This window comes from Nocardia inohanensis NBRC 100128, from assembly GCF_001612945.1.
In the GTDB taxonomy this organism is placed as follows: domain Bacteria; phylum Actinomycetota; class Actinomycetes; order Mycobacteriales; family Mycobacteriaceae; genus Nocardia; species Nocardia inohanensis.
Map to the genome: position 1 here is coordinate 1,149,477 of NZ_BDBK01000001.1, position 21,408 is coordinate 1,170,884.

At 67.8% G+C, this 21,408-nt stretch carries 21 protein-coding genes; 10 read left to right on the forward strand and 11 right to left on the reverse strand.

Annotation, left to right across the window (positions count from 1 at the left end; translation table 11 throughout):
• Positions 1–12 precede the first annotated feature (12 nt).
• Together NI1_RS05635 and NI1_RS05640 are read right to left on the reverse strand one after the other, a co-directional pair.
• Positions 13–807: an alpha/beta fold hydrolase gene (locus NI1_RS05635; RefSeq protein ID WP_245663077.1), complete on the reverse strand. Its 795-nt coding sequence runs from the start codon at positions 805–807 to the stop codon at positions 13–15.
• Between the two features lie 35 nt (positions 808–842).
• On the reverse strand, positions 843–1,667 hold the full coding sequence (locus NI1_RS05640; protein WP_067814624.1) for an alpha/beta fold hydrolase: 825 nt from the start codon (positions 1,665–1,667) through the stop codon (positions 843–845).
• 162 nt (positions 1,668–1,829) lie between these two features.
• On the opposite strand from NI1_RS05640, the gene NI1_RS05645 reads away from it, so the two are divergent.
• From NI1_RS05645 to NI1_RS05655, 3 genes are all read left to right on the forward strand, one after another.
• Positions 1,830–4,589 (forward strand): helix-turn-helix transcriptional regulator, encoded by a 2,760-nt coding sequence (locus NI1_RS05645; protein WP_084522558.1) that lies wholly within the window; start codon positions 1,830–1,832, stop codon positions 4,587–4,589.
• Between the two features lie 77 nt (positions 4,590–4,666).
• The gene (locus NI1_RS05650) at positions 4,667–5,218 is read left to right on the forward strand and encodes a CGNR zinc finger domain-containing protein (protein WP_067814626.1); all 552 of its coding nucleotides are present in this window, start codon (positions 4,667–4,669) and stop codon (positions 5,216–5,218) included.
• Complete coding sequence (locus NI1_RS05655; RefSeq protein WP_369690122.1) at positions 5,175–5,822, forward strand: GNAT family N-acetyltransferase; 648 nt, start codon at positions 5,175–5,177, stop codon at positions 5,820–5,822. Before NI1_RS05650 ends, NI1_RS05655 begins: the two co-directional genes overlap by 44 nt.
• 30 nt (positions 5,823–5,852) lie before the next feature.
• On the opposite strand, the gene NI1_RS05660 is transcribed toward NI1_RS05655, so the two are convergent.
• Positions 5,853–6,470 (reverse strand): isochorismatase family protein, encoded by a 618-nt coding sequence (locus tag NI1_RS05660; protein WP_067814630.1) that lies wholly within the window; start codon positions 6,468–6,470, stop codon positions 5,853–5,855.
• An 11-nt stretch (positions 6,471–6,481) separates the two neighbouring features.
• Positions 6,482–7,696, reverse strand: a complete 1,215-nt coding sequence (locus NI1_RS05665) for a CaiB/BaiF CoA transferase family protein (RefSeq protein WP_067814632.1) — start codon at positions 7,694–7,696, stop codon at positions 6,482–6,484.
• Positions 7,697–7,786: 90 nt separating this feature from the next.
• Here NI1_RS05665 and NI1_RS05670 point away from each other — a divergent pair, with 90 nt between their 5' ends.
• Positions 7,787–8,740 (forward strand): hydroxymethylglutaryl-CoA lyase, encoded by a 954-nt coding sequence (locus NI1_RS05670; RefSeq protein WP_067814633.1) that lies wholly within the window; start codon positions 7,787–7,789, stop codon positions 8,738–8,740.
• Here the strand turns inward: NI1_RS05670 and NI1_RS05675 are convergent.
• The 4 genes from NI1_RS05675 to NI1_RS05690 form a co-directional block, all read right to left on the reverse strand.
• Positions 8,695–9,663, reverse strand: a complete 969-nt coding sequence (locus NI1_RS05675; RefSeq protein WP_084522559.1) for an alpha/beta hydrolase — start codon at positions 9,661–9,663, stop codon at positions 8,695–8,697. The genes NI1_RS05670 and NI1_RS05675 overlap by 46 nt on opposite strands.
• Positions 9,664–9,850: 187 nt before the next feature.
• Positions 9,851–11,263, reverse strand: coding sequence for an MmgE/PrpD family protein (locus tag NI1_RS05680; RefSeq protein WP_218026683.1), 1,413 nt, complete (start codon positions 11,261–11,263; stop codon positions 9,851–9,853).
• Positions 11,260–12,075 carry a cyclase family protein gene (locus NI1_RS05685; protein WP_067814635.1) on the reverse strand — a complete coding sequence of 272 codons (816 nt, stop codon included), beginning with the start codon at positions 12,073–12,075 and terminating at the stop codon, positions 11,260–11,262. Before NI1_RS05685 ends, NI1_RS05680 begins: the two co-directional genes overlap by 4 nt.
• On the reverse strand, positions 12,072–13,259 hold the full coding sequence (locus NI1_RS05690) for a CaiB/BaiF CoA transferase family protein (protein ID WP_067815454.1): 1,188 nt from the start codon (positions 13,257–13,259) through the stop codon (positions 12,072–12,074). Before NI1_RS05690 ends, NI1_RS05685 begins: the two co-directional genes overlap by 4 nt.
• A gap of 141 nt (positions 13,260–13,400) precedes the next feature.
• Between NI1_RS05690 and NI1_RS05695 the strand changes: the two genes are divergently transcribed.
• The 5 genes from NI1_RS05695 (at position 13,401) to NI1_RS05715 (ending at position 19,263) form a co-directional block, all read left to right on the forward strand.
• Positions 13,401–14,864, forward strand: coding sequence for a dihydroorotase (locus tag NI1_RS05695; protein WP_067815458.1), 1,464 nt, complete (start codon positions 13,401–13,403; stop codon positions 14,862–14,864).
• A 52-nt stretch (positions 14,865–14,916) separates the two neighbouring features.
• The gene (locus NI1_RS05700) at positions 14,917–15,549 is read left to right on the forward strand and encodes a hypothetical protein (RefSeq protein WP_067814638.1); all 633 of its coding nucleotides are present in this window, start codon (positions 14,917–14,919) and stop codon (positions 15,547–15,549) included.
• Complete coding sequence (locus tag NI1_RS05705; RefSeq protein WP_067814640.1) at positions 15,546–16,169, forward strand: TetR/AcrR family transcriptional regulator; 624 nt, start codon at positions 15,546–15,548, stop codon at positions 16,167–16,169. The genes NI1_RS05700 and NI1_RS05705 overlap by 4 nt, the downstream gene beginning before the upstream one ends.
• Positions 16,170–16,294: 125 nt before the next feature.
• Positions 16,295–17,743 carry a carotenoid oxygenase family protein gene (locus NI1_RS05710; protein ID WP_157534946.1) on the forward strand — a complete coding sequence of 483 codons (1,449 nt, stop codon included), beginning with the start codon at positions 16,295–16,297 and terminating at the stop codon, positions 17,741–17,743.
• Positions 17,740–19,263 carry an aldehyde dehydrogenase family protein gene (locus NI1_RS05715; protein ID WP_067814643.1) on the forward strand — a complete coding sequence of 508 codons (1,524 nt, stop codon included), beginning with the start codon at positions 17,740–17,742 and terminating at the stop codon, positions 19,261–19,263. The genes NI1_RS05710 and NI1_RS05715 overlap by 4 nt, the downstream gene beginning before the upstream one ends.
• A gap of 59 nt (positions 19,264–19,322) precedes the next feature.
• On the opposite strand, the gene NI1_RS05720 is transcribed toward NI1_RS05715, so the two are convergent.
• The gene (locus NI1_RS05720; protein ID WP_067814646.1) at positions 19,323–19,565 is read right to left on the reverse strand and encodes a hypothetical protein; all 243 of its coding nucleotides are present in this window, start codon (positions 19,563–19,565) and stop codon (positions 19,323–19,325) included.
• 127 nt (positions 19,566–19,692) lie between these two features.
• Positions 19,693–20,112, reverse strand: coding sequence for an Hsp20/alpha crystallin family protein (locus NI1_RS05725; protein ID WP_067815461.1), 420 nt, complete (start codon positions 20,110–20,112; stop codon positions 19,693–19,695).
• A 163-nt stretch (positions 20,113–20,275) separates the two neighbouring features.
• Here NI1_RS05725 and NI1_RS05730 point away from each other — a divergent pair, with 163 nt between their 5' ends.
• Positions 20,276–20,617 carry a MerR family transcriptional regulator gene (locus NI1_RS05730; protein WP_067815465.1) on the forward strand — a complete coding sequence of 114 codons (342 nt, stop codon included), beginning with the start codon at positions 20,276–20,278 and terminating at the stop codon, positions 20,615–20,617.
• Positions 20,618–20,714: 97 nt separating this feature from the next.
• Here the strand turns inward: NI1_RS05730 and NI1_RS05735 are convergent, their stop codons facing one another.
• Positions 20,715–21,398 carry a PAS and ANTAR domain-containing protein gene (locus NI1_RS05735; protein ID WP_084522560.1) on the reverse strand — a complete coding sequence of 228 codons (684 nt, stop codon included), beginning with the start codon at positions 21,396–21,398 and terminating at the stop codon, positions 20,715–20,717.
• Positions 21,399–21,408: the final 10 nt, after the last annotated feature.

Here is a 21,408-nt window from a genome sequence, read left to right on the forward strand (position 1 = left end):
GACGGTCAGCGTTCAGCTGACGGCGGTCGTGGCCTCGACGATGATCTTCGCTACGGCGCTGGCCTGCGAGACGGCGAGTGCGTGCGAGGCGCCCTTGATCTCCACGGTGCCGCGAGAGCCCGCCCGTTCGGCCATGAAACGGTGTGCGGCGACCGGAATGTTGTTGTCGGCATCGGGGAAGATGAACCAGGACGGCAGTGTCTTCCAGTTCGGCGTTCCGGATTTGCCGTTGAGGGCGCGGTCGTTGAGGGGGCGCTGGGTCGTGGCGTCGATCACGGCCTGGGATGCGGGTACGTCGGCGGCGAATTGCTGATGGAACTTGGCGGGCTGAATGTAGAGGTCGGTGCTGCCGTCCGGGAGCGCCACTTTGTTCAAGGTGTCGCCGAGCGTGCTGCCGGGGAATTTGCCCGAGAGCTCACCGATGGTTTCGCCTTCTTCGGGGGCGAAGGCCGCGACGTAGACCAGCCCTTTGACCTTGGGGTCGTGAACCTGGGAGATGACCTGGCCGCCATAGGAGTGTCCGACCAGGACAACCGGACCGTTGATGGAGGCCACCACACTGCGTACGGCGTCGGCGTCGCCGGAGACGCTGCGTAGCGGATTGCCCGCGGCGATGCTGGCCAGCCCCTGCTGGTTGAGTTTGTCGATCACGCCGTTCCAGCTGCTGGACTCGGCGAAGGCGCCGTGGACGAGGACGATGGTCGGCTTGGCGGGTGCGGGCTGGGCGCTCGCGCAACCAGCGCTGGCGACCGTGGCGGTGAAGCCCAGCGCGACAGCGGTGAGCTTCATGAGAGTGGTGACACGCATGATGGTTTCCTTCGGGGAGTAGGGGTCGGAGCGGGTCAGTGCGCGAGGAAGGCGAGCAGGTCGGCTTCGAATGCGCTGCGGAATTCGCCGTAAAGGCCGTGCGGCGCACCGGGATACACCCGCAGCGTCGCGTTCTTGATCAGTGCGGCCGACTGCATCGCCGAAGCGTGCAGCGGGACGATCTGGTCGTCGTCGCCGTGGGCGACCAGCACCGGCACGTCGATCGCTTTCAGGTCTTCGGTGAAATCGGTCTCGGAGAACTGGGCGACGCATTCGTAAGCGGCGCGCACCCCCACCTGCATGCCGAGCCGCCAGAACGCCCGGCGCGCACCCTCGGAGCCGACCGTGCCGGGGCGATCGAATCCGTAGAAGGTCTCGCTCAGCTCCCAGTAGAACTGCGAACGATCGGTGGCGACCCCGGCGCGGATGCCGTCGAAGACCTCGATGGGGGTGCCGCCGGGGTTGGTCTCGGATTTGACCATCACGGGCGGCACGGCCCCGAGCAATACCGCCTTGGCAATCCGGCCGCTACCGTGACGTCCCAGATAGCGCGCGACTTCGCCGCCACCGGTGGAGTGGCCGACCAACACCGCGTCGTGCAAGTCCAAGTGCTCGATCAGCTCGGCCAGATCGTCGGCGTAACGGTCCATGGTGTTGCCGTCCCAGGTCTGGCTCGATCGGCCGTGGCCGCGGCGGTCGTGGGCGATGGCCCGGTAGCCGTGCTCGGCGACCAGTCGGGCCTGGTCATCCCAGGCGTCGGCGCTCAGCGGCCAGCCGTGGCTGAAGACGACCGGCGTTCCGGTTCCCCAGTCCTTGAAGAAGATCTCGGCGCCGTCGGAGGTGGTGAAAGTGTTTGTCATGCCGACGAAATTACGAGCGGACCCGCCCCCTGCGAATCAGTCGGATGACTGCATGGATGACTGAATCGTGACGCTGTTCGATGACTCGGTCGGTCCCCGAAGAACGGCGTCTGCCTGCACCGGCGCTTTGTGAAACCATCGGGCTTCTGTCAGAATCCGGCGATGATCGGCGAGATTTCCCAGGCGGAGTTGTTCGGCCGGGAACGGTATTCGGCCATGCTGGCAGACCTGCTGGAGCGGGCGGTCGCGGGTAGCGGCTCGGCGATCATCCTGCGCGGACCCGCGGGCATCGGAAAGTCGGCTCTGCTGAGCTCGATTCGGGAGGTAGCAACCAGCCGGCGTCTGACTGTCCTCGCCGCCGTCGGTGTCGAGAACGAAGCGGGTCTGCCTTTCGCGGCGCTGCACCAGCTCCTGCGCCCCCTGCATGCGGAGATGGCCAAGCTTCCGGTCGCTCAGCAGCGCCCGCTGCGCGCGGCCTTCGGACAGGAAGACGGATCGCCCGACCTGTACGCGGTGGCGTTGGCCGCATTGCAACTGGTCGGCGAGGCCGCTGCGGTTCGTCCCACGGTCCTGATCCTCGACGACCTGCAATGGCTCGACAGCTGTAGCGCCGACGTACTCAGTTTCCTCGCGCGCCGGATCGGCAGTGACGCGGTGCTCGTACTCGGTGCCGCCCGAAGCGAATCCGCTGCCACGCAGTTGGCGGGGCTGCCGGAGGTCGTAGTCGAACCGCTCGATGAAGGAGCCGCCGCCGCGCTGCTCGACGCGCAAGCGCCGACGCTGTCGAGTACGGTGCGGCAACGGCTGCTCGGTCAGGCCGCCGGAAATCCGTTGGCGCTCACCGAGTTGCCGCGGGCGATGCGTCAGACCACGGAGCGGGTGATCGAGGACTTCCCGTTGACCGCTCGCCTCGAAGCCGCCTTCGCCACCCGGTCGGCCGCGCTCAGTGAACCGGCGCGGGTGCTGCTCGTCGTCCTGGCCTCCGATGTCAGCTGCGACGTCGGCAGGCTGCTGCGTGCGGCCACTGTTCTCGCAGGTACACCGGTCGATGCCGCACACCTGCAAGAGATCATCGACGCGGGGCTGGTGGAGATGGCCGAACCGCTGCTGCGGTTCAGGCATCCGCTGATGCGTTCGGCGACCTATGTCCGGGCGCCGCTCACCCAGCGCCTCGGCGCGCATTCGATTCTGGCCGAGGTTCTCTCGGACTTCCCAGACCGGCAACTCTGGCATCGTGCGGCGGCCACCCTCGGTACCGATGACGCCCTCGCCGCGCGGCTCGAAGCCTATGCGCAGCGATCGCGATCGCGTGGCGCCCTGATGGCCGCGGTCGCCGCGCTGGATCGTGCGGCGGAGTTGTCCGAGCGCCCGGATCACACGACCGGACTGCTGTTGCAGGCTGCGGAACTCGCCGCCGAAACCGGTGCGCGCCGCGAGGCCGCGGACCTGTTGGATCGGGCAGACCTCAGCGTTTTGGGCCCGATCGAACGGGCCCGATTGGCGGTCGTCGAGGAAATCGTCGCCTATCAGCGTTACGGCGACTCCGACCCGCGAATCCGGGACCTCGTCGACCTCGCCGCCGACGCACACGCGGCAGGAAATACCGATCTGGCGGCGGAGCTACTGTGGTGCGCCGCCGCACGATGCTCGTCCCAGGACGCCGACGAGACTTCACGCAAATCCATTGCCGCTCAACTGGATTCCCTAGGACTGCCCGCGCATGACCCCCGCGTCCTCGCGGTCGGCGCGCTCAGTCTGCCGTGGGAGCGCGGTCGCGAAACCCTGGCGCAGCTCGCACAACACGATCCGGATCGCACCAACCCGGCGGCCATGAGATTGCTCGGCTACGCCGCGCTGTTCCTCGGCGACTTCCGGCGCGGCACCGCATACATCGACGACGCCGCCGCGATCAGCCGCAGCCAGGGACGACTCGGCCTGCTCTCCGGGATTCTGGGCGCCGGAAACTGGACCCGCATCTGGCTCGGCGACTGGGACAAGGCTCGTGCCGAATCCGAGGAGGCACGCACGTTCGCCGAGGAAAGCGGTCAGGAGTTCTATGCCGTGACCGGGCGCGTCAACCTGGCGATGATCGCCGCGCTGCGCGGCGAAACCGAACTGGCCGACGAGCATTTGCGCGCGGTCGGCGCCAGCCCGCTGGCCACCGGGATGCGGTGTATCCAGATCGCCGCGCAACAGACCCGCGGCCTGCTCCTGTTGTCGGCCGGGCGGGCGGATGACGCCTTCACGGCATTGGCTCGGGTCTTCGATCCGGCCGACCCGGTGAGTCATCCCATGCAGTGCTGGTGGGTCGCCCCCGAACTCGCCGATGCCGCCGCGGCGTCCGAGAACATCGGTGTCGCAAGGGACTTGCTCGCCGACCTGCCGACACTGGCGAAGCGAGTACCCGGATCGATGCTGCTCGTCGTCGACGAATACAGCCGCGCGGTACTCGCCGACGACATCGACGCCGACGCGGCTTACACCGCTGCGCTGCAAGGCCAGTCGGGTGCGTGGCCGCTGTACCGCGCCCGACTGCAACTTCATCAAGGCCGCCGGTTGCGCCGGCAACGCCGCACCTCCGAGGCTCGCGAACCGCTGCGTCAGGCCCGCGACACCTTCGATGCCCTGGGCGCCGGCCCATGGGCGGAAGCCGCACGCAGTGAACTGCGCGCCGCCGGCGAAGCCAGCGCCCGTCGTACCCCCAGCGCCCGCGACCAACTCACCGCCCAGGAATTACAGATCGCCACCCTGGCGGCCGAGGGGCTCACCAACCGCCAGATCGCGGAGAGGCTGTTCCTGTCCCATCGCACCGTGGGCTCGCACCTCTACCGCATCTATCCTCGGCTCGGAATCACGAGCCGAGTCGAACTCGTCGGCGCCATCGCCGCGATCCCAGCGGCCGCGACCCGCTCATCTGTATGAGCATGTTCGAATCCTGAGGAATTTCACGACGGTCTCTTTCGTGCTGACGGTAAATCTGGGCAGGTATCGTCAGGGAGATGGAGTACCCACTGCTGGGCACCGAACCGTTGGCGGTCGAGTTCGCCAACACCCGGTACGAAGACGGCGGCGAGGTCGTGGACTTCCTGGCCACGCCGGAGTTGATGGCGGGATGGTTCGCCGAGCTGGATGTGGTGAGCCGGGCGCGGGTTGTTCCGGCTCGTGATCTGGGCCGGTTGCGGGAGCTGCGTGATCACGTCCGCGCGGTGCTGGCGGCGCTCGCCGAGGGTACGCATCCGGGTGCGGAATCCATCGAGGCGGTCAATGACTGTGCGGCTCAAGCGCATTCCTCGATCCGTATGGAGTGGCCCACGGACAGCACACCACGCTTGCTGACCGATTCGTCGAGCACCGGCACGACCAGGCTGCTGGCCGATTTGGCGTCGGAGACGATCGCGCTCGCGACCGACGGCTCGGTGCTGGCCAGGTGCGCGGGCGCGGATTGCCGGATGCTGTTCGTCCGTCAGCACGGCCGGCGGCGCTTCTGTCACTCCTCCTGTAGCCAGCGTGCCCGGCAAGCGCGCTACCAGCGGCGCCTCGCAACCCGATAGCTTGACGGTAAATGTAATCTTTTACCGTCAGTACAATTGCGAGTCGAGGGAACTCATGACCTTCACATTTCAGCGCCTGACGCGGGCCGAATTTCCCCTGCTCGCAAAGTGGTTGGCCAATTCGCACGTGGCGCGCTGGTGGAATCACGAAACGTCCCCCGAAGCCCTCGAACGCGATTTCGGCGCCGTCGTAGACGGTGCGGAACCGGCCGAGGATCTGCTGGCTTTCCGAAACGGCATACCGCTCGGGCTGATTCAGCGTTGTCGGCTTGCCGACTACCCGGAGTACCTGACCGAACTACAGGCCCTCACCGAGGTACCACCAGAGGCGATGACGATCGACTACCTGATCGGTGAACCCGGCGACACCAACCGCGGCGAGGGGACGGCGATGATCCGCGCCCTGGTAGCCCAGACCTGGACCGACCGTCGTGAAACCGATGCGATCGTGGTCGCCGTCAGTGCAGGCAACACCGCATCCTGGCGGGCGCTGGAACGCGCAGGGTTCCAGCGGGTTTCGGCAGGACCGATGGATCCGGACAACCCCATCGACGATCCGCTGCACTACGTCTACCGAATCGACCGCCCGCAGCCGGCCCGGTAACGCACGACAGCATTTGGGTTTAACGGCCTTTCAACGCAATAGGGCTGTGGCTTGCTTCAGGTCGATTACGTCGGCGTATTTGGCGTTGAGGTCGAAGAGGTTTGCTTCGTGTAGGCGGGGGTCGCGGTCGCCGCAGGCGTCGGCTACTACCTGGGGGCGGAAGCCGTGTTGGAGGGCGTCGGTGGCGGTGGCTCGGACGCAGCCGCTGGTGGTGAGGCCGACGATGAAGACGGTGTCGATGCCTGCCGCGGTGAGGTTGGCGGCGAGGGGGGTGCCGTGGAAGGCGCTTGGGTAGTGTTTGGTGATGATCGAGTCTCCGGGGTGGGGAGCGGGGGTGGGGAGGAACTCGGCCAGGGGGTTGCCTTCTTCGAAGACGTTGAGGTTGGGGATCTTTCGGCGGAAGAGGCCGCCTTCGGTGGAGCCTGGGCGGTAGCTGACTCGGGTGAAGATGATCGGGTGGCCGCCGCGGCGGGCTTGGTCTACCACGTCGGCCGCGGCGCGTACCGCGTCTTCGACCGGTGCGCGCAGGGGGGAGGCGTCGTCGAGGTAGGCCGCGCAGATGTCGATGACCAACACCGCCGGGTGGGCGCCCACGCCGAGGGGGGTGCCGTATCCGGCTCGGCGGGCGTCTTCGTGTAGGTCTGTCATGCGAATGGTCCTCAGATCACGCCGGTTTCGGTGAGTTTGGCCAGTTGGTCGGTGTCCAGGCCGAGTAGGTGGGTGTAGATGTCGGTGTTGTGTTCGCCGAGGGCGGGGCCGGGGTGGCGGACTTGGCCGGGGGTGGCGCTCAGTTTGGGGAAGACGTTCTGCATGGGGAGTTCGCCCAGTTCGGGATGGGTCAGGCGGATGATGGCTTCGCGGGCGGCGAAATGGGGGTCGGTGAACATGTCACGGGCGGTGTAGATGCGGCCGGCGGGTACACCGCCCTCGTGCAGGCGGGTGAGCAGGGTTTCGGCATCCTGCGTGGCGGTCCAAGCGGAGATCAGCTCGTCGAGTTCTTCCATGCGTGCGCCGCGGGCGGTGTGGTTGGAATACCTGTCGTCACTTGCCAATTCGGGGCGGCCCATGAGGTTGGTCAGGCGGGTGAAGACGGAGTCCTGATTGGCGGCGATGAGGATCATTTCGCCGCCGGCGGTGGGGTAGACGTTGCTGGGGGCGACGTTGGGGAGGACCGAGCCGGTGCGTTCGCGCTGGTAGCCGGTGAGGGCGTATTCGGGGAGCAGGGATTCCATCATGGCCAGGACCGCTTCGTAGATGGCGGAGTCGACTATCTGGCCGTGGCCGGTGCGGTCGCGGTGGTGCAGGGCGGACAGGGTGCCGATGGTGGCGAAGACGGCGGCCAGGGAGTCGCCGATGGAGATGCCGGTGCGGGCGGGGCGGTGGTCGGGATCGCCTGTGGTGTAGCGGATTCCGCCCATGGCCTCGCCGATGGAGCCGTAGCCGGCGCGGGGGGCGTAGGGGCCGGTCTGGCCGTAACCGGTGACTCGGACCATGATCAGGCCCGGGTTGGATGCGCGCAGTTGCTCGTAGTCGAGGCCCCAGCGTTCCATGGTGCCGGGGCGGAAATTCTCGATCACGATGTCGGATCGGGCGATCAGGTCGCGGGCCAGACGCTGTCCTTCGGCCTCGCGCAGGTTGCAGGTCACCGATTTCTTGTTGCGCGCCACTACCGGCCACCACAGTGACGCGCCGTTGGATTGTTCACGTCCCCACTGGCGCATGGGATCTCCGTTGCCGGGGGATTCGAGTTTGATCACCTCCGCGCCGAAGTCGCCGAGCAGCTGCCCGCAGAACGGTCCGGCCAGCAACTGGCCCATCTCGATCACGCGGAGATCGGCGAGTGGTCCGGTCTGTGGCGTGTCCTCGGCTGTCATGGGGCTGCTCCGTTCGAGTAAAGTCAAAAGTGGATACACTGTATCCCTGAGAGAAACACTGCGGCAAGGTAAGAGAGACAGGGAGGCTCCGTGGAGGTCACGGTGCTCGAGGTCGCCCCGCGCGACGGCTTGCAGAACGAATCGGAAATGGTTGCGACGCAGGACAAGATCGAGTTGATCGAACGCTCGATCGCGGCCGGGCTGCGGCGCATCGAGGCGGTGAGCTTCGTCAATCCGCGTGCGGTGCCGCAGATGGCCGATGCCGAGGCGGTCATGGCCGGGGTGCCACGACCCGGCGGCGTCTCCTACGCGGGGCTGGTTTTCAACGATCGCGGACTGGACCGGGCGCTGGCGGCGGGCGTACACGAGATCAATGTGGTTGTGGTGGCTACGGATACGTTCAGCGGCCGTAATCAGGGGTGTTCGACCGCCGAGGGGGTGCGGCGCTGGCGTGGCCTGGCCGAGCGGGCCGCCGAGTCCGGGCTGTTGCGCACCGTCACCATCGCCGCCGCTTTCGGCTGCCCGTTCGAAGGGGAGGTCGCCGAATCGACTGTGCTGGAACTGGTTCGGCAGGTCGCCGAGGCCGGTCCGGAGGAGATCGCGCTGGCCGACACCATCGGGGTCGGCACTCCCGACCGGGTGCGCGCGCTGGTTTCCGGAACCGCCGCCCTGGCCCCGGACACGGTGGTGCGCTGCCACTTCCACAACACCCGGAACACCGGTTACGCCAATGCTTTCGCCGCGCTCGAGGCCGGTGCCCGGGTACTCGACGCGAGCACCGGCGGGATCGGCGGCTGCCCGTTCGCGCCCGCCGCTACCGGGAACATCGCCACCGAGGACCTGCTCTATTCGCTCGACCGCATGGGTTATGTCACGGGCGTGCGGATGGAAGAGGTCGGTGCGACCGGTGAATGGCTGGGATCGGTGCTCGGTCAACGGGTTCCCGCGCTGCTGGGCCGGGCCGGGGCATTCCCCGGCCCGGCCGTCCGACTCGAACCTCAGGACAGCGTCTCGATCGTGCCCGCCGACTTCAGCCCTTCGTAATAGCTACCACCGGGGTAGTAGTCGGCGGTCTTGCCGCCGGAGACGAAGTCGCCCGCCCATCCGATCGAAAGGCGTTGCAGCGCTTCGATGTTCTTGGCCTGCGGCGTGCCGCACGCCGTCTTGTCCGGACCGGGTGCGCTCGCGCCCTCCACGTCGATGTGCGCGCCCGAGGTCAGCCGCACGCCCAGGAACGGCCGGTCGAGCTGATCTTGCAGCACCTTGGTGCCCGCGCCGTCGCGATTGCAGCTGTAGGGCGGCGCGGTGACCGCGAGGATGGGCAGGGTGGTGTTGGCGAGATGGTTCAGCGCGCTGCTGAGGTTGTTGCCGATGAAGCTCTTCACCGGGTCGTAGAGGACCATGCCGCGCAGGTTCGCGAAGGCCGCGGGGTAGTCCTCGCGAAGTTCCTGCGTCACATACGGAACCGCTTCACCGCCCGCCGAATGCCCGGCGAACACCCAGGAGGTCGGCAGCGGCAGGCTCGCCCGGCCGGCCTTGGAGCGCGCTTCGGTGAAGCTGCGGCCGAGCTTGTCGTTCAAATCCGCTGATTTGCCGAACAGATCGGCCACATTGTGCAGGAAATCGGTGTTGTTGCCGAGGTTTTCGAGGGTGCAGCCGAGCAGGTTGGCGGTGGGCAGGGTGGGCGCGAACACCAGGAAGCCCTGCGCGGCGAATTTGCGGGCGGTGTCGTCGACCGAGTCGTTGGAGCTGGCGAAGCCGTGCTGTAGCCACACCATCGCCTTGGGATTCTCGCCGGGGAAGTACCAGGCGCTGCTCTGGTGCAAAGTGGTGAAGCTGCACCGGATGTCGACTTTGTTCTCGATCTTCGTGACGGCGGTGTCGGCGGCCGCGTGCGGTGTGGACGGGGCCGTCATGAGGGCGGCGGTACATGCGATCACTGCGGCGAGCAGATGTCTGATTCGCAATGTGGCTCCTAATGTTTCTCATCTCGAAACGGTGTTTCGTTTCTAGCGGTCCATTAGGGGTCCTCGCGGTCTCGTCGTCAAGAGTCTGAAACGAGATTGCGCGACAATAGCTCTGGGGGTGAGAGAATTCGGGCACGCCAATGGACCGGCCCCCTTCAGGGCCGGTCTACGGGCAGGAATGCCTGATTCAGTCCGAGGCGGGCAGTTGTTCGATCAGGGTTTGCACGGTCTCCAGTTCGGCTGTGCTGTAGACGATTTCGCCGAGTAGTTCGGCTTGTTCGGCCGGAAGAGCCGACGCCGCGTTCAGCCGGAACTTCGTTGCCAGCTCCGTGGCCGTCAGCGGGTTGCCCGGCCCGCCGCGATTGACCTCCACACGTTCGGTCAGCGTGCGGCCGTCGTGCAGCTCGGCGGTGAGTACGGCGGGAAATTGATAGGGGAAGATCGCGTCGCATCGCGCATCGGGCACGCATTCGACCTTGGCGGCCAGAGCCAGCCGCCGGGGATCGCGCGCGGCGGCATCGGTGAAATCCTCGTGGAATACCCCGAGACCCCCACCGCCCACCAGCGCCGCCGCCACCGTGTACGGCCCGGAAAACGCAGCGTGGTAACCGGATTCGGGGCTGCGCTTCGCATCGGGTGGCTCGCCGATGGTGCGCAGGACCGGGGCCGGCGCACCGAGCGTCAACCGCACCACATCCTCGGGCGTGACACCCTGCGCACGCAGGCGCAATGCCGCGTCGATCCCCGCATGGGTGAAGTGATTGCACGGATACGGTTTGAAGAACACCCCGGGCAGCTCCCACTGCTCCCCGAGCCCGTGCACGATGCGCTCCGGTACGGCCCGATCCCCGCAGAATGCTTGCAGCAGACCGAATCTGCCCTCCAGTACGGTCGGCGGCCCCGTCAGCCCGTGGCGCGCCAGCTCCGCGGCCGTGACCGCCGCATGCGCCGCCCACCCGCAGTGCACGCGCTTCACCGTGCCCCCGGTCCGATTCGCCTCCAGCAGACCCGAACCCATACTCGCCGCGATCCCGAGCGCGTGCGCGATGCGCGGCGCGTCCAGCCCGGAGAGCATGCCGGCCGCCGCCGCGCCGCCCACCGCCCCGCAGATGGCGGTGGCGTGCAACCCGCGCTCGAAGAACACCGAATTGCCCAATTCCGCGTCGTACCCGGCCATTCCGACCCGCACCGCGATCTCCACCCCCACCGCGATGGCATCCAGCAACGCCGCACCACTCGCGCCCACCGCCTCGGCCACCGCCAACGCGGTAGGCACCACCGTCGCGGACGGATGCAACACCGAAGGCAGGTGCGTGTCGTCGAAATCCAGCGCATGCGCCAGGGTTCCGCCCAACAACGCCGCACTCGCCGCCGGATATCGGCCGGGCAACCCGAGCGCGGTGGCCACGGGCCGCCCGCCCCACTCGCCCACCAACGCTCGCACGGCCGCCGCCGCGGGCGTCCGCCGCGCCGCCAGGCTGTTCCCGAGCACATCGAGCAGACGTCGTGCGGCGTCGGCGCGCAGCGGGCCGCCCACCCCACGCCGCCGATGCCCCTCCGCGAAGTCCGCGAGCTGCTGCACGAGGGTGTGGTCACTCACCGCGTCACCGCCGCGAACGGGCGTACCGGCGATCCGGTACCGCCGACTATGCGCAGCGGTGCGAGCAGGAAAGCGAACTCGCGAAGTTCTTCCGTGGCAAGGGTTTCCAAATCCAGGTGCTCCATGATGTAGATGCCGGAGTCGACCAGCAGCACTCGATGTACCGGCAGCACACTGTGACCGGCGCCCGGGGCCAGGCATTCGTAGGCGGTGGTGTCGGCCCCGGTGGCGGCGATGCCGTGCGCGGCCAGCCAGCGCGCGCCGTCGACGCCGATGCCGGGTACGCCGGAGTCGGAGCCCAAGTAGGCGGGGGCGTGCTCGTAGAGTCGCGCCCAGCCGGTTCGGATCAGGACCACGTCGCCGCGTTCGATGCGGATCCCGGCCCGCTGCGCTGCCCGTTCGAGGTCCTCGACGGTGATCTCGTATCCGCCGCTGAGCGTTCGGGTCTCGTGCAGCCCGGCGATATCGAGAAGCACGCCGCGGCACAGGAATCCGGGTAGATGTTCGGCTCCGTGCGCCGTGAACGCGCCGCCGCGCTGCGCCTCGGCCGCATCGATGCCGCCGTGCAGTTTGCCCTCGTGGCTGACGTGGCTGAGCGCGTCGATATGGGTGCCCACGTGCCCGCCGGTCACGATGATCTCGCTGGCCGCCGATCCGCCGTCCGGGCGCACCAGGTCGCCGTGGCGGCGGGACAGGGTCATGCGAAAGCCCGGATGGTTCGGGGAGCAGGGCATGCCGGTGACGTAGGGCCGCCCGAGTTCGATCAGCCGGACGCCGCCGCATACCAGGTCTACCAAGGGATCTCGCGTCATCGAACCACTCCGGCCGTCCGCAGCCGGGTCAGTGCCGCGTCGTCGACGCCGTATCGCTTCAGCACTTCGGCGGTGTGCGCGCCCAGCGGCGGCCCGGTCCAGCGGATGCGGCCCGGGGTCTCGGAGAGCCGGAACAGGATGTTCTGCATGCGTATCGGTCCCAATTCGTCGTCGTGGAGGTGGGCGATGGTGCCCAGCGCGCGGAACTGCGGGTCGGCCAGGACGTCGGCGGCGGTGTAGATGGGCGCGACCGCCGCTTCGGCCCGCTCGAATTCGCGCACCACCTCGTCGGCGTCCCGTGCCGCGATCCACCCGCCGACCGCCGCGTCGAGTTCGTCGGCGTGCCGGGCTCGTTCGGCTCCGGAGGCGAACCAGGGCTGTGCGGTGAGATCGGCGCGCCCGACCAGCCGGAGCACTCGTTCGGCGATCGATTGGGTGCTGGTCGAGACCGCCACCCAGCGGTTGTCGGCGGTGCGGTAGGTATTGCGCGGCGCGTTGTTGCTGGATCGATTGCCCATGCGCTGCTGTACTTCGCCGAGCTGGTCGTAGGCGATGAGCTGCGGCCCGAGCAGGGTGAGGATCGGTTCGATGATGGCCAGGTCGATCTGCTGGCCCTTGCCGTCCGTGTCGCGGGCGCGCAGCGCGGTCATGATCGCGAAAGCCGTGGTGAGCGCGGTGATTCCATCGGCCAGTCCGAACGGCGGCAGGGTCGGCGGTCCGTCCGGTTCGCCGGTGACGGCCGCGAAGCCGCTCATGGCCTCGGCGAGGGTGCCGAATCCGGGCCGGTGCGCGTAGGGCCCGATCTGCCCGAAGCCGGTGACCCGCGCGAGCACCAGACCCGGATTGTGCTCGCGCAGCGCGGAATACCCCAGACCCCAGCGTTCCAGGGTGCCGGGGCGGAAGTTCTCGATCACCACATCGGCCTCGGCGGCCATCCGCCGAAATATCTCCTGGCCCTCCGGCGCGCCGAGATACAGCGTGACCGACTTCTTGCCGCGCCCGAGCATCTTCCACCACAGGCCCACCCCGTCGCGTTGCGCGCCGTGGGTGCGGGCCGGATCCCCGCGCGGATGCTCGATCTTGATCACCTCCGCGCCGAAATCGGCCAGCAGTGTCGCCGCCAACGGCCCGGCGAACAGGGTCGCCGCATCCAGCACCCGGATTCCCGACAGCGGTCCGTCCATGGTGCGCTCCTCCCTTGCCGCCCGCAGTGTTTCGCTGAAGGAAACATGAATATTGCTGAGCCGCATTGACTGTCAGCGCATACTACTGCGAAGATCGCCGCATTGGTAAAGCTGTTTCGCACAGAGAAACTGGAGTGGATGATGGCGGCAACCGATCTGCTGATCCGGAACGCACGGGTGGTGCGGCCCGGCGCAACCGCGGGCGATGATCCGGAACCGGTCGATATCGCGGTCGCGGACGGCGTCATCACCGAGGTCGGACCGCGCTTGCCCGCGACCGGGGCGAACCGGGTGGTCGATGCCGACGGCCGGCTCGCCTTCCCCGGCGTGATCGATGCCCATCAGCACTGGGGCATCTACCGGGAACTGGCCTCCGACACCGAAACCGAGAGCCGCGCCTGCGCCCAGGGCGGCGTGACCACGTCCCTGAGCTATCTGCGCACCGGCAGGTACTACCTGAACAAGGGCGGGGCCTACCGCGACTTCGTACCCGAGGCGCTGGATCGGATGGCCGGGCGCGCCTTCGTCGACCACGCCTTGCACCTGGCTCCCATGACCGCCGAGCACATCGCCGAAATCCCGTCGCTGGTCCAGGATTTCGGCATCACCTCGTTCAAGATCTTCATGTTCTACGGCGGCCACGGCCTGCACGGCCGCTCCGCGGACCAAGCCGACTTCCTGATGATCGGCCCCGAAGAGCGCTACGACCTGGCGCATTTCGAATTCGTCATGCGCGCCGTGCAGCGGGCCCGGCAGCAGCTGGGTGATCGCATCTCGCTGTCGCTGCACTGCGAGACCGCCGAGATCATGGCCGCCTACACCGCGCTCGTCGAACGCGAAGGCGACCTCACCGGCCTGCGGGCCTACAGCGCCTCCCGCCCACCGCACTCCGAGGGCCTGGCCATCACCATGGCCGCCTACCTGGCGCACGAGACCGGGCTGGCCAATATCAACCTGCTGCACCTGTCCTCGGCCAAAGCCGTCGAAGCCGCCCTCACCATGGCGGGTGCGTTCCCGCGCGTGGACTTCCGCCGCGAGGTCACCATCGGCCACTTGCTCGCCGACGTGGACACCGCGCACGGCCTGGGCGGCAAGGTGAATCCGCCGCTGCGCGAACGAGCCGACGTCGAAGCGCTGTGGCGGCATCTGCTCGCCGGTGAGATCGACTGGGTGGTCAGCGATCACGCCTGCTGCCGCGACGAACAGAAGTTCGGCGCCGATCGCGACGACGTGTTCGCCGCGAAATCCGGTTTCGGCGGCGCGGAGTACCTGCTGCCCGGTCTGGTGGGGGAGGGGCTGAAACGTGGTCTGCCGCTGGGGCGCATCGCGGAACTCACCGCCTGGAATCCCGCGCAGCGCTACGGTTTGCCGGGCAAGGGCGATCTCGCGCCCGGCTTCGACGCCGATATCGCGCTGGTCGACCCGCACGCTCGCTGGACCGTCCGCGCCGCCGACTCCGAATCCGCCCAGGAGTACACCCCTTTCGAGGGGTTCGAGATGAGCGCTCGCGTCACCGATGTGTTCCTGCGCGGTCAGCAGGTCTGCGCGGACGGGCGCGTCCAGGGCGATCCGCGCGGCCGCTACCTGCACCGCGCTCCGGCATGATCGAATCGACGAGTTGCTCGGTATCGATAGGCGGGAACGGGATTCGGACGGTATGTGGTCGGTAGTACTGCTGGTAGCGGCCGCCTTCGACCTCGGCTGCCTGGTGTACCTCCTGCGCTCGCCCGGGTCCGATTCGATGCGCACCGCAGTGCTCGTGGTAGTCGGTCTCGGACTCGCCTACGATGCGGCGGTTTTCGGGTCGGGCACCTTGGTAGGTGAGGGTGCGGCACTGCACGCGGCGAGTATCGGGCGCTTCCTCGGCCATGCGGTGTGCACGCCCCTGCTGTTGTTGTGGGCCGCTGATGCGCTCCCCGGACGCCCGGTCCGCCGCTGCTGGGCAGCCGTCGCGGCGGGCGCGCTCGTGGTGTGGGGCCTGGCCGACCTATCCGGTTTGCGGCTGGTGCCGAAGCATTTCGCCGATACGCTGCGCTACTCCGCCGAATCACCTTCCGGTCCACCGATTCCCGCGCTGCTCGTCACCGCGGCCCTGCTGGTCGTCGGCCTCTCGCGGTGGCGTGCCGGTGACGGGCCATGGCTCACGGCGGGCGTGCTCGCCTTGGTTCTCGCGTCCGGTGCGGCGATCGCATGCCCGCCGCTCGGCAATCTCGGTGAATCGATACTGCTGGCCGCACTCGTCACGCACGGCGCTGCCGGCTTGCTGAGGTACGTGATAATGAGCAGGTGAGTCAGAGCAGAAGAGGTCGTACCGGCCCGGGTCGCCCGGCCGGGATCGACAGCGTCGAGACCCGCCAGCGCGTGGTCGACGCGGCGATCGTGTGTTTCGCGCAGCACGGCTACGGTCCGGCGACCAACAGCACCATCGCGAGCATGGCCGGTATCACCGCGGGGGCGGTGTACTACCACTTCGGCACCAAGAGCCAGCTTTTCGAAGCCGCCTGCGCGGAGGTGTACGGCCGGATCCAGGAACGCGCGGCCGTCGCGATCGCGGGCGCGCTGTCGGTGCGCGGACTGCTCAAGGCGGTGCTGGGGGTGTCGATGCAGATCAACCACGAGTTCCCGAGTCTGGCCGGGTTCGTGGCGACCGCGCCGATCGACGCGCGCCGGCACACCGAGTTGTCTGAAGCCTTCAGTGCGGTGAGCAAGGGCATGGTGGAGGGGATCGCGGACGCGGTCGTACGCGGGCAGGACGCGGGATTGATTCCGGCGGAACTGAATCCGGTGCAGGTGGCGCGCCTGGTGCTGGCCGTGGTCGACGGTTTCGCGCATGCCGCGGCGGCCAGCGATCCGATCCAGATGGATATTCTCGACGACCTGTTCGAGCGGCTGCTGCTGGACGCGGCCTGAATGGTCCGGCTCGGTCTTCCGGTCATTGACACTGGAAAGCGGCGCGTGTTACCAATTAATTATCGGACCAACTAATACCTGGTGCTGGTTGGGATCGACACCGCCGCAAGCGTTTAGGAGAGACCGTGGCGACAGCTCGCTATCGGGAAAGCCGCTTCCTCACCGGGCACCACCAGCCCAATCGGATGGAGGTGGACGCGCCCGACCTGTTCGTCGAGGGCGAGCTGCCGGCCGATCTTGCGGGGGTGTTCTATCGCAACGGTGCCGAACCGCTGTACCCGCCCACCGAAGAGGACTATCACTGGTTCGACGGGGACGGCATGGTCTACGCCTTCTTCCTCGGCGACGGGCGGGTCTCGATGCGGAACCGCTGGGTGCGCACCGACAAGCTGATGCTCGAATTGAAAGAGGGCAGAAGGCTTTTCGGGGTGCACGGCAACCCGGTCACGACCGATCCGCGGGCGGCGGGGACGCGGTACAACACGGCCAACACCAACGTGATCATTCACGGCGGCAAGCTGCTGGCGCTGATGGAGGGTGCGCCGCCGGTCGAATTGGACCCGCGCACCCTCGACACGCTCGGCGAGGAGCATTACGGCGGGGTGGTCACCACCACCTTCTCCGCGCACCCGAAGGTCGACCACCGGACCGGCGAGCTGATCAATATCGGCGTCATCGCGCGGAACAAGGGCAGGTCGCCCGAGATTCGTTACGACATCATCGATTTCGAGGGGCGGCCGACCAAGACGGAGGTCATTCCGGTGCCGCACCAGAGCATGATGCACACCTTCTTCGTCACCGAGAACTACGTGGTGTTCCCGGTGACGCCGCTGGATGTGAGCATCCGCCGCGCCATGAGCGGCGGGCCGATGGTGGCCTGGGATCCGGATCGCCCGACCGAGCTCGGGCTGATGCCGCGCACCGGCACCGCCGCGCAGGTGCGCTGGTTCGAGGCCGCGCCCCGGCAGATGATGCACGAGGCGAACGTGTGGGAACAGGACGGGCGGATCATCGCCGACGTCGCGGCCGCGGACGGCACGGCGCTCTTCCCGGATATTCACGGCCACCGGCGTTCTCACGCCGAGACCCGGCAGAGCCTGCGACGCTGGACCATCGACCCGGCGGCGGGGACGGATGTGGTGCGCGAGGAGATCCTCAACGACCGCGATATCCAATTCCCGCGCCCGGACGACCGGCTCATGACCCGGCGCAGCGATCACGCGTTCGCCAACAGCAACCTGCACTCCAGCGACGGGCGGGCCGACGGCATGGATTCGGTGCTGCGGGTGGACACCCGCACCGGTGCCGAGGACCTCTACCATTTCGGCCCGGGCGCGGCCGCCGGTGAGCTGATCTTCGCACCGCGCGTGGGCAGCACCGGCGAACTCGACGGTTACGCCTTGACTCTCGTGCATCGCGATGGGGCCGCCGAGACCGAACTGGTGGTGTTCGACGCGGGCGACCTCGCCGCCGGACCGCTGGCGCGAGTACTGATCCCGTTCCGGATTCCCAGTGGATTCCACTGCAACTACTACAGCGTGGACAGTCCGCTCTACCGCCAGGCCATGGCATGAGCACGCCGGGTGCGGAGATCGAGGTGCGCAATCCCGCCGACGGGCGGGTGGTGGGGCGGGTCCGTGATCACACGGTGAGCGAAGTGGCCGCGGCGGTGACGGAGCTGCGCCGCCACCAACCCGCCTGGGCCGCCCTCGCGGTGCGCGAGCGCGCGGAATGGGTTATGCGTCTCCAGGATTGGCTGGTCGATCACGCGGCGCGCCTGACCGACGTGGTGCAATCCGAGACCGGCAAGACCCGGTTCGATGCCGAGATCGAAGTACCGTGCTCGATCGACCTGGCCCGATACTGGGCGCGTCACGCCGCGGCCTTCCTCGCCGATGAGCACCCCGCCCCGCACAGCCCGATCGGGCAGACGAAGCGACTGGTCACCACCTTCCGGCCGTATCCGGTGGTCGGCATCATCACGCCGTGGAATCTGCCGCTGATGAACCCGTGCTTCGACGCGTTCGCCGCGCTCTTGGCCGGCGCCGCGGTGGTGGTGAAGCCCTCCGAGATCACCCCGCTCAGCGCGCTGGAGTTGGCGCGCGGCTGGACGGAAATCGGTGCGCCGCCGGTGTTCACGGTGCTGACCGGCGGCGGCGAGACCGGGCGCGCCGTAGTCGGCGAGGTCGACTACGTACAGTTCACCGGATCCACCCGGACCGGCCGGGCGATCGCGGTGGCCTGCGGGGAACGTCTCATGCCCTACAGTCTGGAACTGGGCGGTAAGGATCCGGCTATCGTGCTCGCCGACGCGGACGTGGACCGCGCCGCGGCGGGCATCGTCTACGGCGGCCTGTTCAATTCCGGTCAGGCGTGTATCTCGGTAGAGCGCGTGTATGTCGAAGCGCCCGTTTACGATCGCTTCGTTTCCACCCTGACCGCTCAGGTCGAACGCCTGCGCCAAGGCCACGACGATCGCGGCTTCCGCTACGACATCGGGGCGATGGCCACCTTCGCGCAACGCGATATCGTGCAGCGCCACATCGGCGAAGCCGTCGCCGCCGGTGCGCGAATACTCAACGGCGGCAAGGCAACCGGCGTCGGCACCTTCTTCCCGCCCACCGTGCTGGTGGACGTCGACCACTCCATGTCCTGCATGACCGAGGAGACCTTCGGCCCCACCCTTCCGGTGATGCGGGTCGCCGACGAAGACGAAGCCGTGCGCCTCGCCAACGACTCGGCCTACGGATTGTCGGCCACGGTATGGACCGGCGATCGCGCCCGCGGCGAGCGGGTGGCACGCCGGCTGGAAGTGGGTGCGGTCAACATCAACGACGCCTTCGCCAACCTGGTCAATTTCGCGCTGCCCATGGGCGGTTGGAAGGAGTCCGGGATCGGGGCGCGCTGGGGCGGAGCCGCCGGCATCCGCAAATACTGCCGCGGGCAAGCCATTACGATTCCGCGCGGCCCGGAATTGCCGCGGGAACCCCTGTGGTACCCGGCCTCCCGCTTCCGCTCGCGGCTGGTGACCACACTGATGCGGGCCGTCGACGCCCGCGGCCTCCGCAAACTACCGATTCGGCTGCGGGGCTAGCTGTTTCGCTGAGCATCGCACGAATCACGGCGCGGGTGTTCTTCGCCGCACGGAACGGTTCAGCGGTAGGCGACGGCGCGGGTGGGTGCGCAGGAGCGCAGGAACGGATTGCGGGCGTGCGGGTGGCGCGGGTCGGGTGATCGGGGGACGGCGGGGTCGGCGGGCATGGCGGAGGCCATGATCGACTCCCACCACGGCCGTAGTGGGCTGGGGTCGGGCCAGCGCACCACCGTGTTGTCGGGTTCCTCGTGCGTGGCGGTGCGGTGTCGTTCGGTGCCGGTGGGCGTGGCGGTAGTAGTCATCGTCGTCATCGCGGTCGTGTCCGGTGCGAAGGGCCGGGTGAGCCCGCAAGCCTGGTCCTGCTGAACGGGCCCACCCGTCGGGTAAGAGATTCGGATGTGACTGTTTTCGTCGTGCGAACCGGACCGGTCAGGCGTTGATGGCCTGGCGGTCGTGGTCGCGAGTGATCTCGATCTTGCGGGGCTTGGCCTTCTCCGCGACCGGCACGGTCAGGCGCAGCACGCCGTTGCGGTATTCGGCCTGGATTCGATCGGTGTCGAGGTTCTCGCCCAGGAACAGCTGGCGGGAGAAGACGCCGCGGGTGCGTTCGGCGGCGATCATCGACCGGCTCTGATCCAGTTGCGGGCGTGCGGCTTTCACGGTCACCACGTTGCGTTCGACATCGAGGTCGAGGGAGTCCGGGTCGATGCCGGGCAGATCGAACTCCACGAAGAACTCGTCGCCCTCACGCCAGGCGTCCATCGGCATGGCTGCCGGGCGCGCGGGTGTACCGAAGACCTGCTGCGTCAGGCGATCCAGGTCACGGAAGGGATCGGTACGCATCAGCATGGTCGCCACCTCCTGCTCACTCCATTCTCGATAGAAGGAAACTCAGATTTTCTAAGTCATCTGACAGAGATAATTTTTAGCACTCGACTCCCGCGAGTGCAAGTAGGCGGCGGAGGTAATCTCAGTCCGGATGACCATGAACGAGATACGGGAGAGCGGTCGGATGCCAGGACGCGAGCACGGCCATCTGCCGGGTGCCGCACACGCGGTGTATGCGATCTCGGTCGCCGCCGAACTCGCCGGCGTCGGCGTGCACACGCTGCGCCTGTACGAGCAGCAGGGGCTTGTCACCCCGGTCCGCAGTAGCGGCGGCACCCGCCGCTACAGCGGTGACGATCTCGCCCGGCTGGCCCGCATCGTCGCCTTGGCCGGGCAGGGGATCAACCTGGCCGGGATCGCGCGGATTCTGGATCTCGAGGATGCCAACGCCGCACTTCGGGCGAGCAACGACGCCCTCATCGCGGAGCTGGGTCACACTCCGCGCCCGCGGGCGCCCCGCTCGTAACCGGCTCCCCGAGACCGAAGAGGCTGCGGGGGAGGCGTTCACCGCCGCCGCCCAACCGGCCGCCAACGGCAAACGCGCCCTCGTACCGGCGGCCGACCTATTCCGTCGTGATGCGGTTGTGGCCGGTGAGCAGGACGTGGTCGAGTCGGGTGCGCAGGCCGATGTCCGCGGCGGGGAGGGTGCCGAGGTCGGCGATGAGTTGCGCGGCTAGGTCGCGCAGTTTGAGATTCGTTGTCTGAGAACGCCAGACGAGCACCCGGAAGGCTTGTTCGGCGGTGAGGCCGTAGCCGAGCATCAGGACGCCCTTGGCCTGTTCGATGGTGGCCCGCTGTTCGATGACGGTGGGCAGCAGCTCTTCGAGCAGTTCGTCGCGATGGGTGGCCATGGCGTCGGTGATGTCCACGTAGTAGCCGAGGGTGCCGATCACCTTGTCGTTCTCGTCGGTCACCGAATCGGAGACGACGATGACGGGGTGCTCCCGGCCGGCGGTGTCGATGATGCGGTGGCGGCTCGAGAACGGTGCGTGATCGCGGACGGAGGTGACGATCGCGGCCTCCACCCTTTCCCGGTCCTCGGGATGCTGGTGCGAGAGCAGCAGTTCGGTCGTGGGCGTGACCGTGCCGGGACGGTAGCCGAACATCTCGGCCACCTCGTCCGACCATTCCCAGCGTTCGTCGGCGAACCAGAAGCGGAACCAGCCGACGGTCTGGGGGTCACCGGCTCCGACCACGCCCTCGGCGGCGAGGGGCGCGGACGGGTCGATGTCATCTGCGGAGAGCATGCAGTCAGTA

What these genes read in the sequence shown, in the direction of transcription:
- NI1_RS05650 (WP_067814626.1), top strand. Translation starts at nt 4,667, where the DNA reads ATGGAGTACCCACTGCTGGGCACCGAACCGTTGGCGGTCGAGTTCGCC.
- NI1_RS05720 (WP_067814646.1), bottom strand. Translation starts at nt 19,565, where the DNA reads ATGACTACTACCGCCACGCCCACCGGCACCGAACGACACCGCACCGCC.
- NI1_RS05640 (WP_067814624.1), bottom strand. Translation starts at nt 1,667, where the DNA reads ATGACAAACACTTTCACCACCTCCGACGGCGCCGAGATCTTCTTCAAG.
- NI1_RS05660 (WP_067814630.1), bottom strand. Translation starts at nt 6,470, where the DNA reads ATGACAGACCTACACGAAGACGCCCGCCGAGCCGGATACGGCACCCCC.
- NI1_RS05725 (WP_067815461.1), bottom strand. Translation starts at nt 20,112, where the DNA reads ATGCTGATGCGTACCGATCCCTTCCGTGACCTGGATCGCCTGACGCAG.
- NI1_RS05700 (WP_067814638.1), top strand. Translation starts at nt 14,917, where the DNA reads ATGTGGTCGGTAGTACTGCTGGTAGCGGCCGCCTTCGACCTCGGCTGC.
- NI1_RS05665 (WP_067814632.1), bottom strand. Translation starts at nt 7,696, where the DNA reads ATGACAGCCGAGGACACGCCACAGACCGGACCACTCGCCGATCTCCGC.
- NI1_RS05685 (WP_067814635.1), bottom strand. Translation starts at nt 12,075, where the DNA reads ATGACGCGAGATCCCTTGGTAGACCTGGTATGCGGCGGCGTCCGGCTG.
- NI1_RS05695 (WP_067815458.1), top strand. Translation starts at nt 13,401, where the DNA reads ATGGCGGCAACCGATCTGCTGATCCGGAACGCACGGGTGGTGCGGCCC.
- NI1_RS05730 (WP_067815465.1), top strand. Translation starts at nt 20,276, where the DNA reads ATGCCAGGACGCGAGCACGGCCATCTGCCGGGTGCCGCACACGCGGTG.
- NI1_RS05735 (WP_084522560.1), bottom strand. Translation starts at nt 21,398, where the DNA reads ATGCTCTCCGCAGATGACATCGACCCGTCCGCGCCCCTCGCCGCCGAG.
- NI1_RS05690 (WP_067815454.1), bottom strand. Translation starts at nt 13,259, where the DNA reads ATGGACGGACCGCTGTCGGGAATCCGGGTGCTGGATGCGGCGACCCTG.
- NI1_RS05645 (WP_084522558.1), top strand. Translation starts at nt 1,830, where the DNA reads ATGATCGGCGAGATTTCCCAGGCGGAGTTGTTCGGCCGGGAACGGTAT.
- NI1_RS05635 (WP_245663077.1), bottom strand. Translation starts at nt 807, where the DNA reads ATGCGTGTCACCACTCTCATGAAGCTCACCGCTGTCGCGCTGGGCTTC.
- NI1_RS05715 (WP_067814643.1), top strand. Translation starts at nt 17,740, where the DNA reads ATGAGCACGCCGGGTGCGGAGATCGAGGTGCGCAATCCCGCCGACGGG.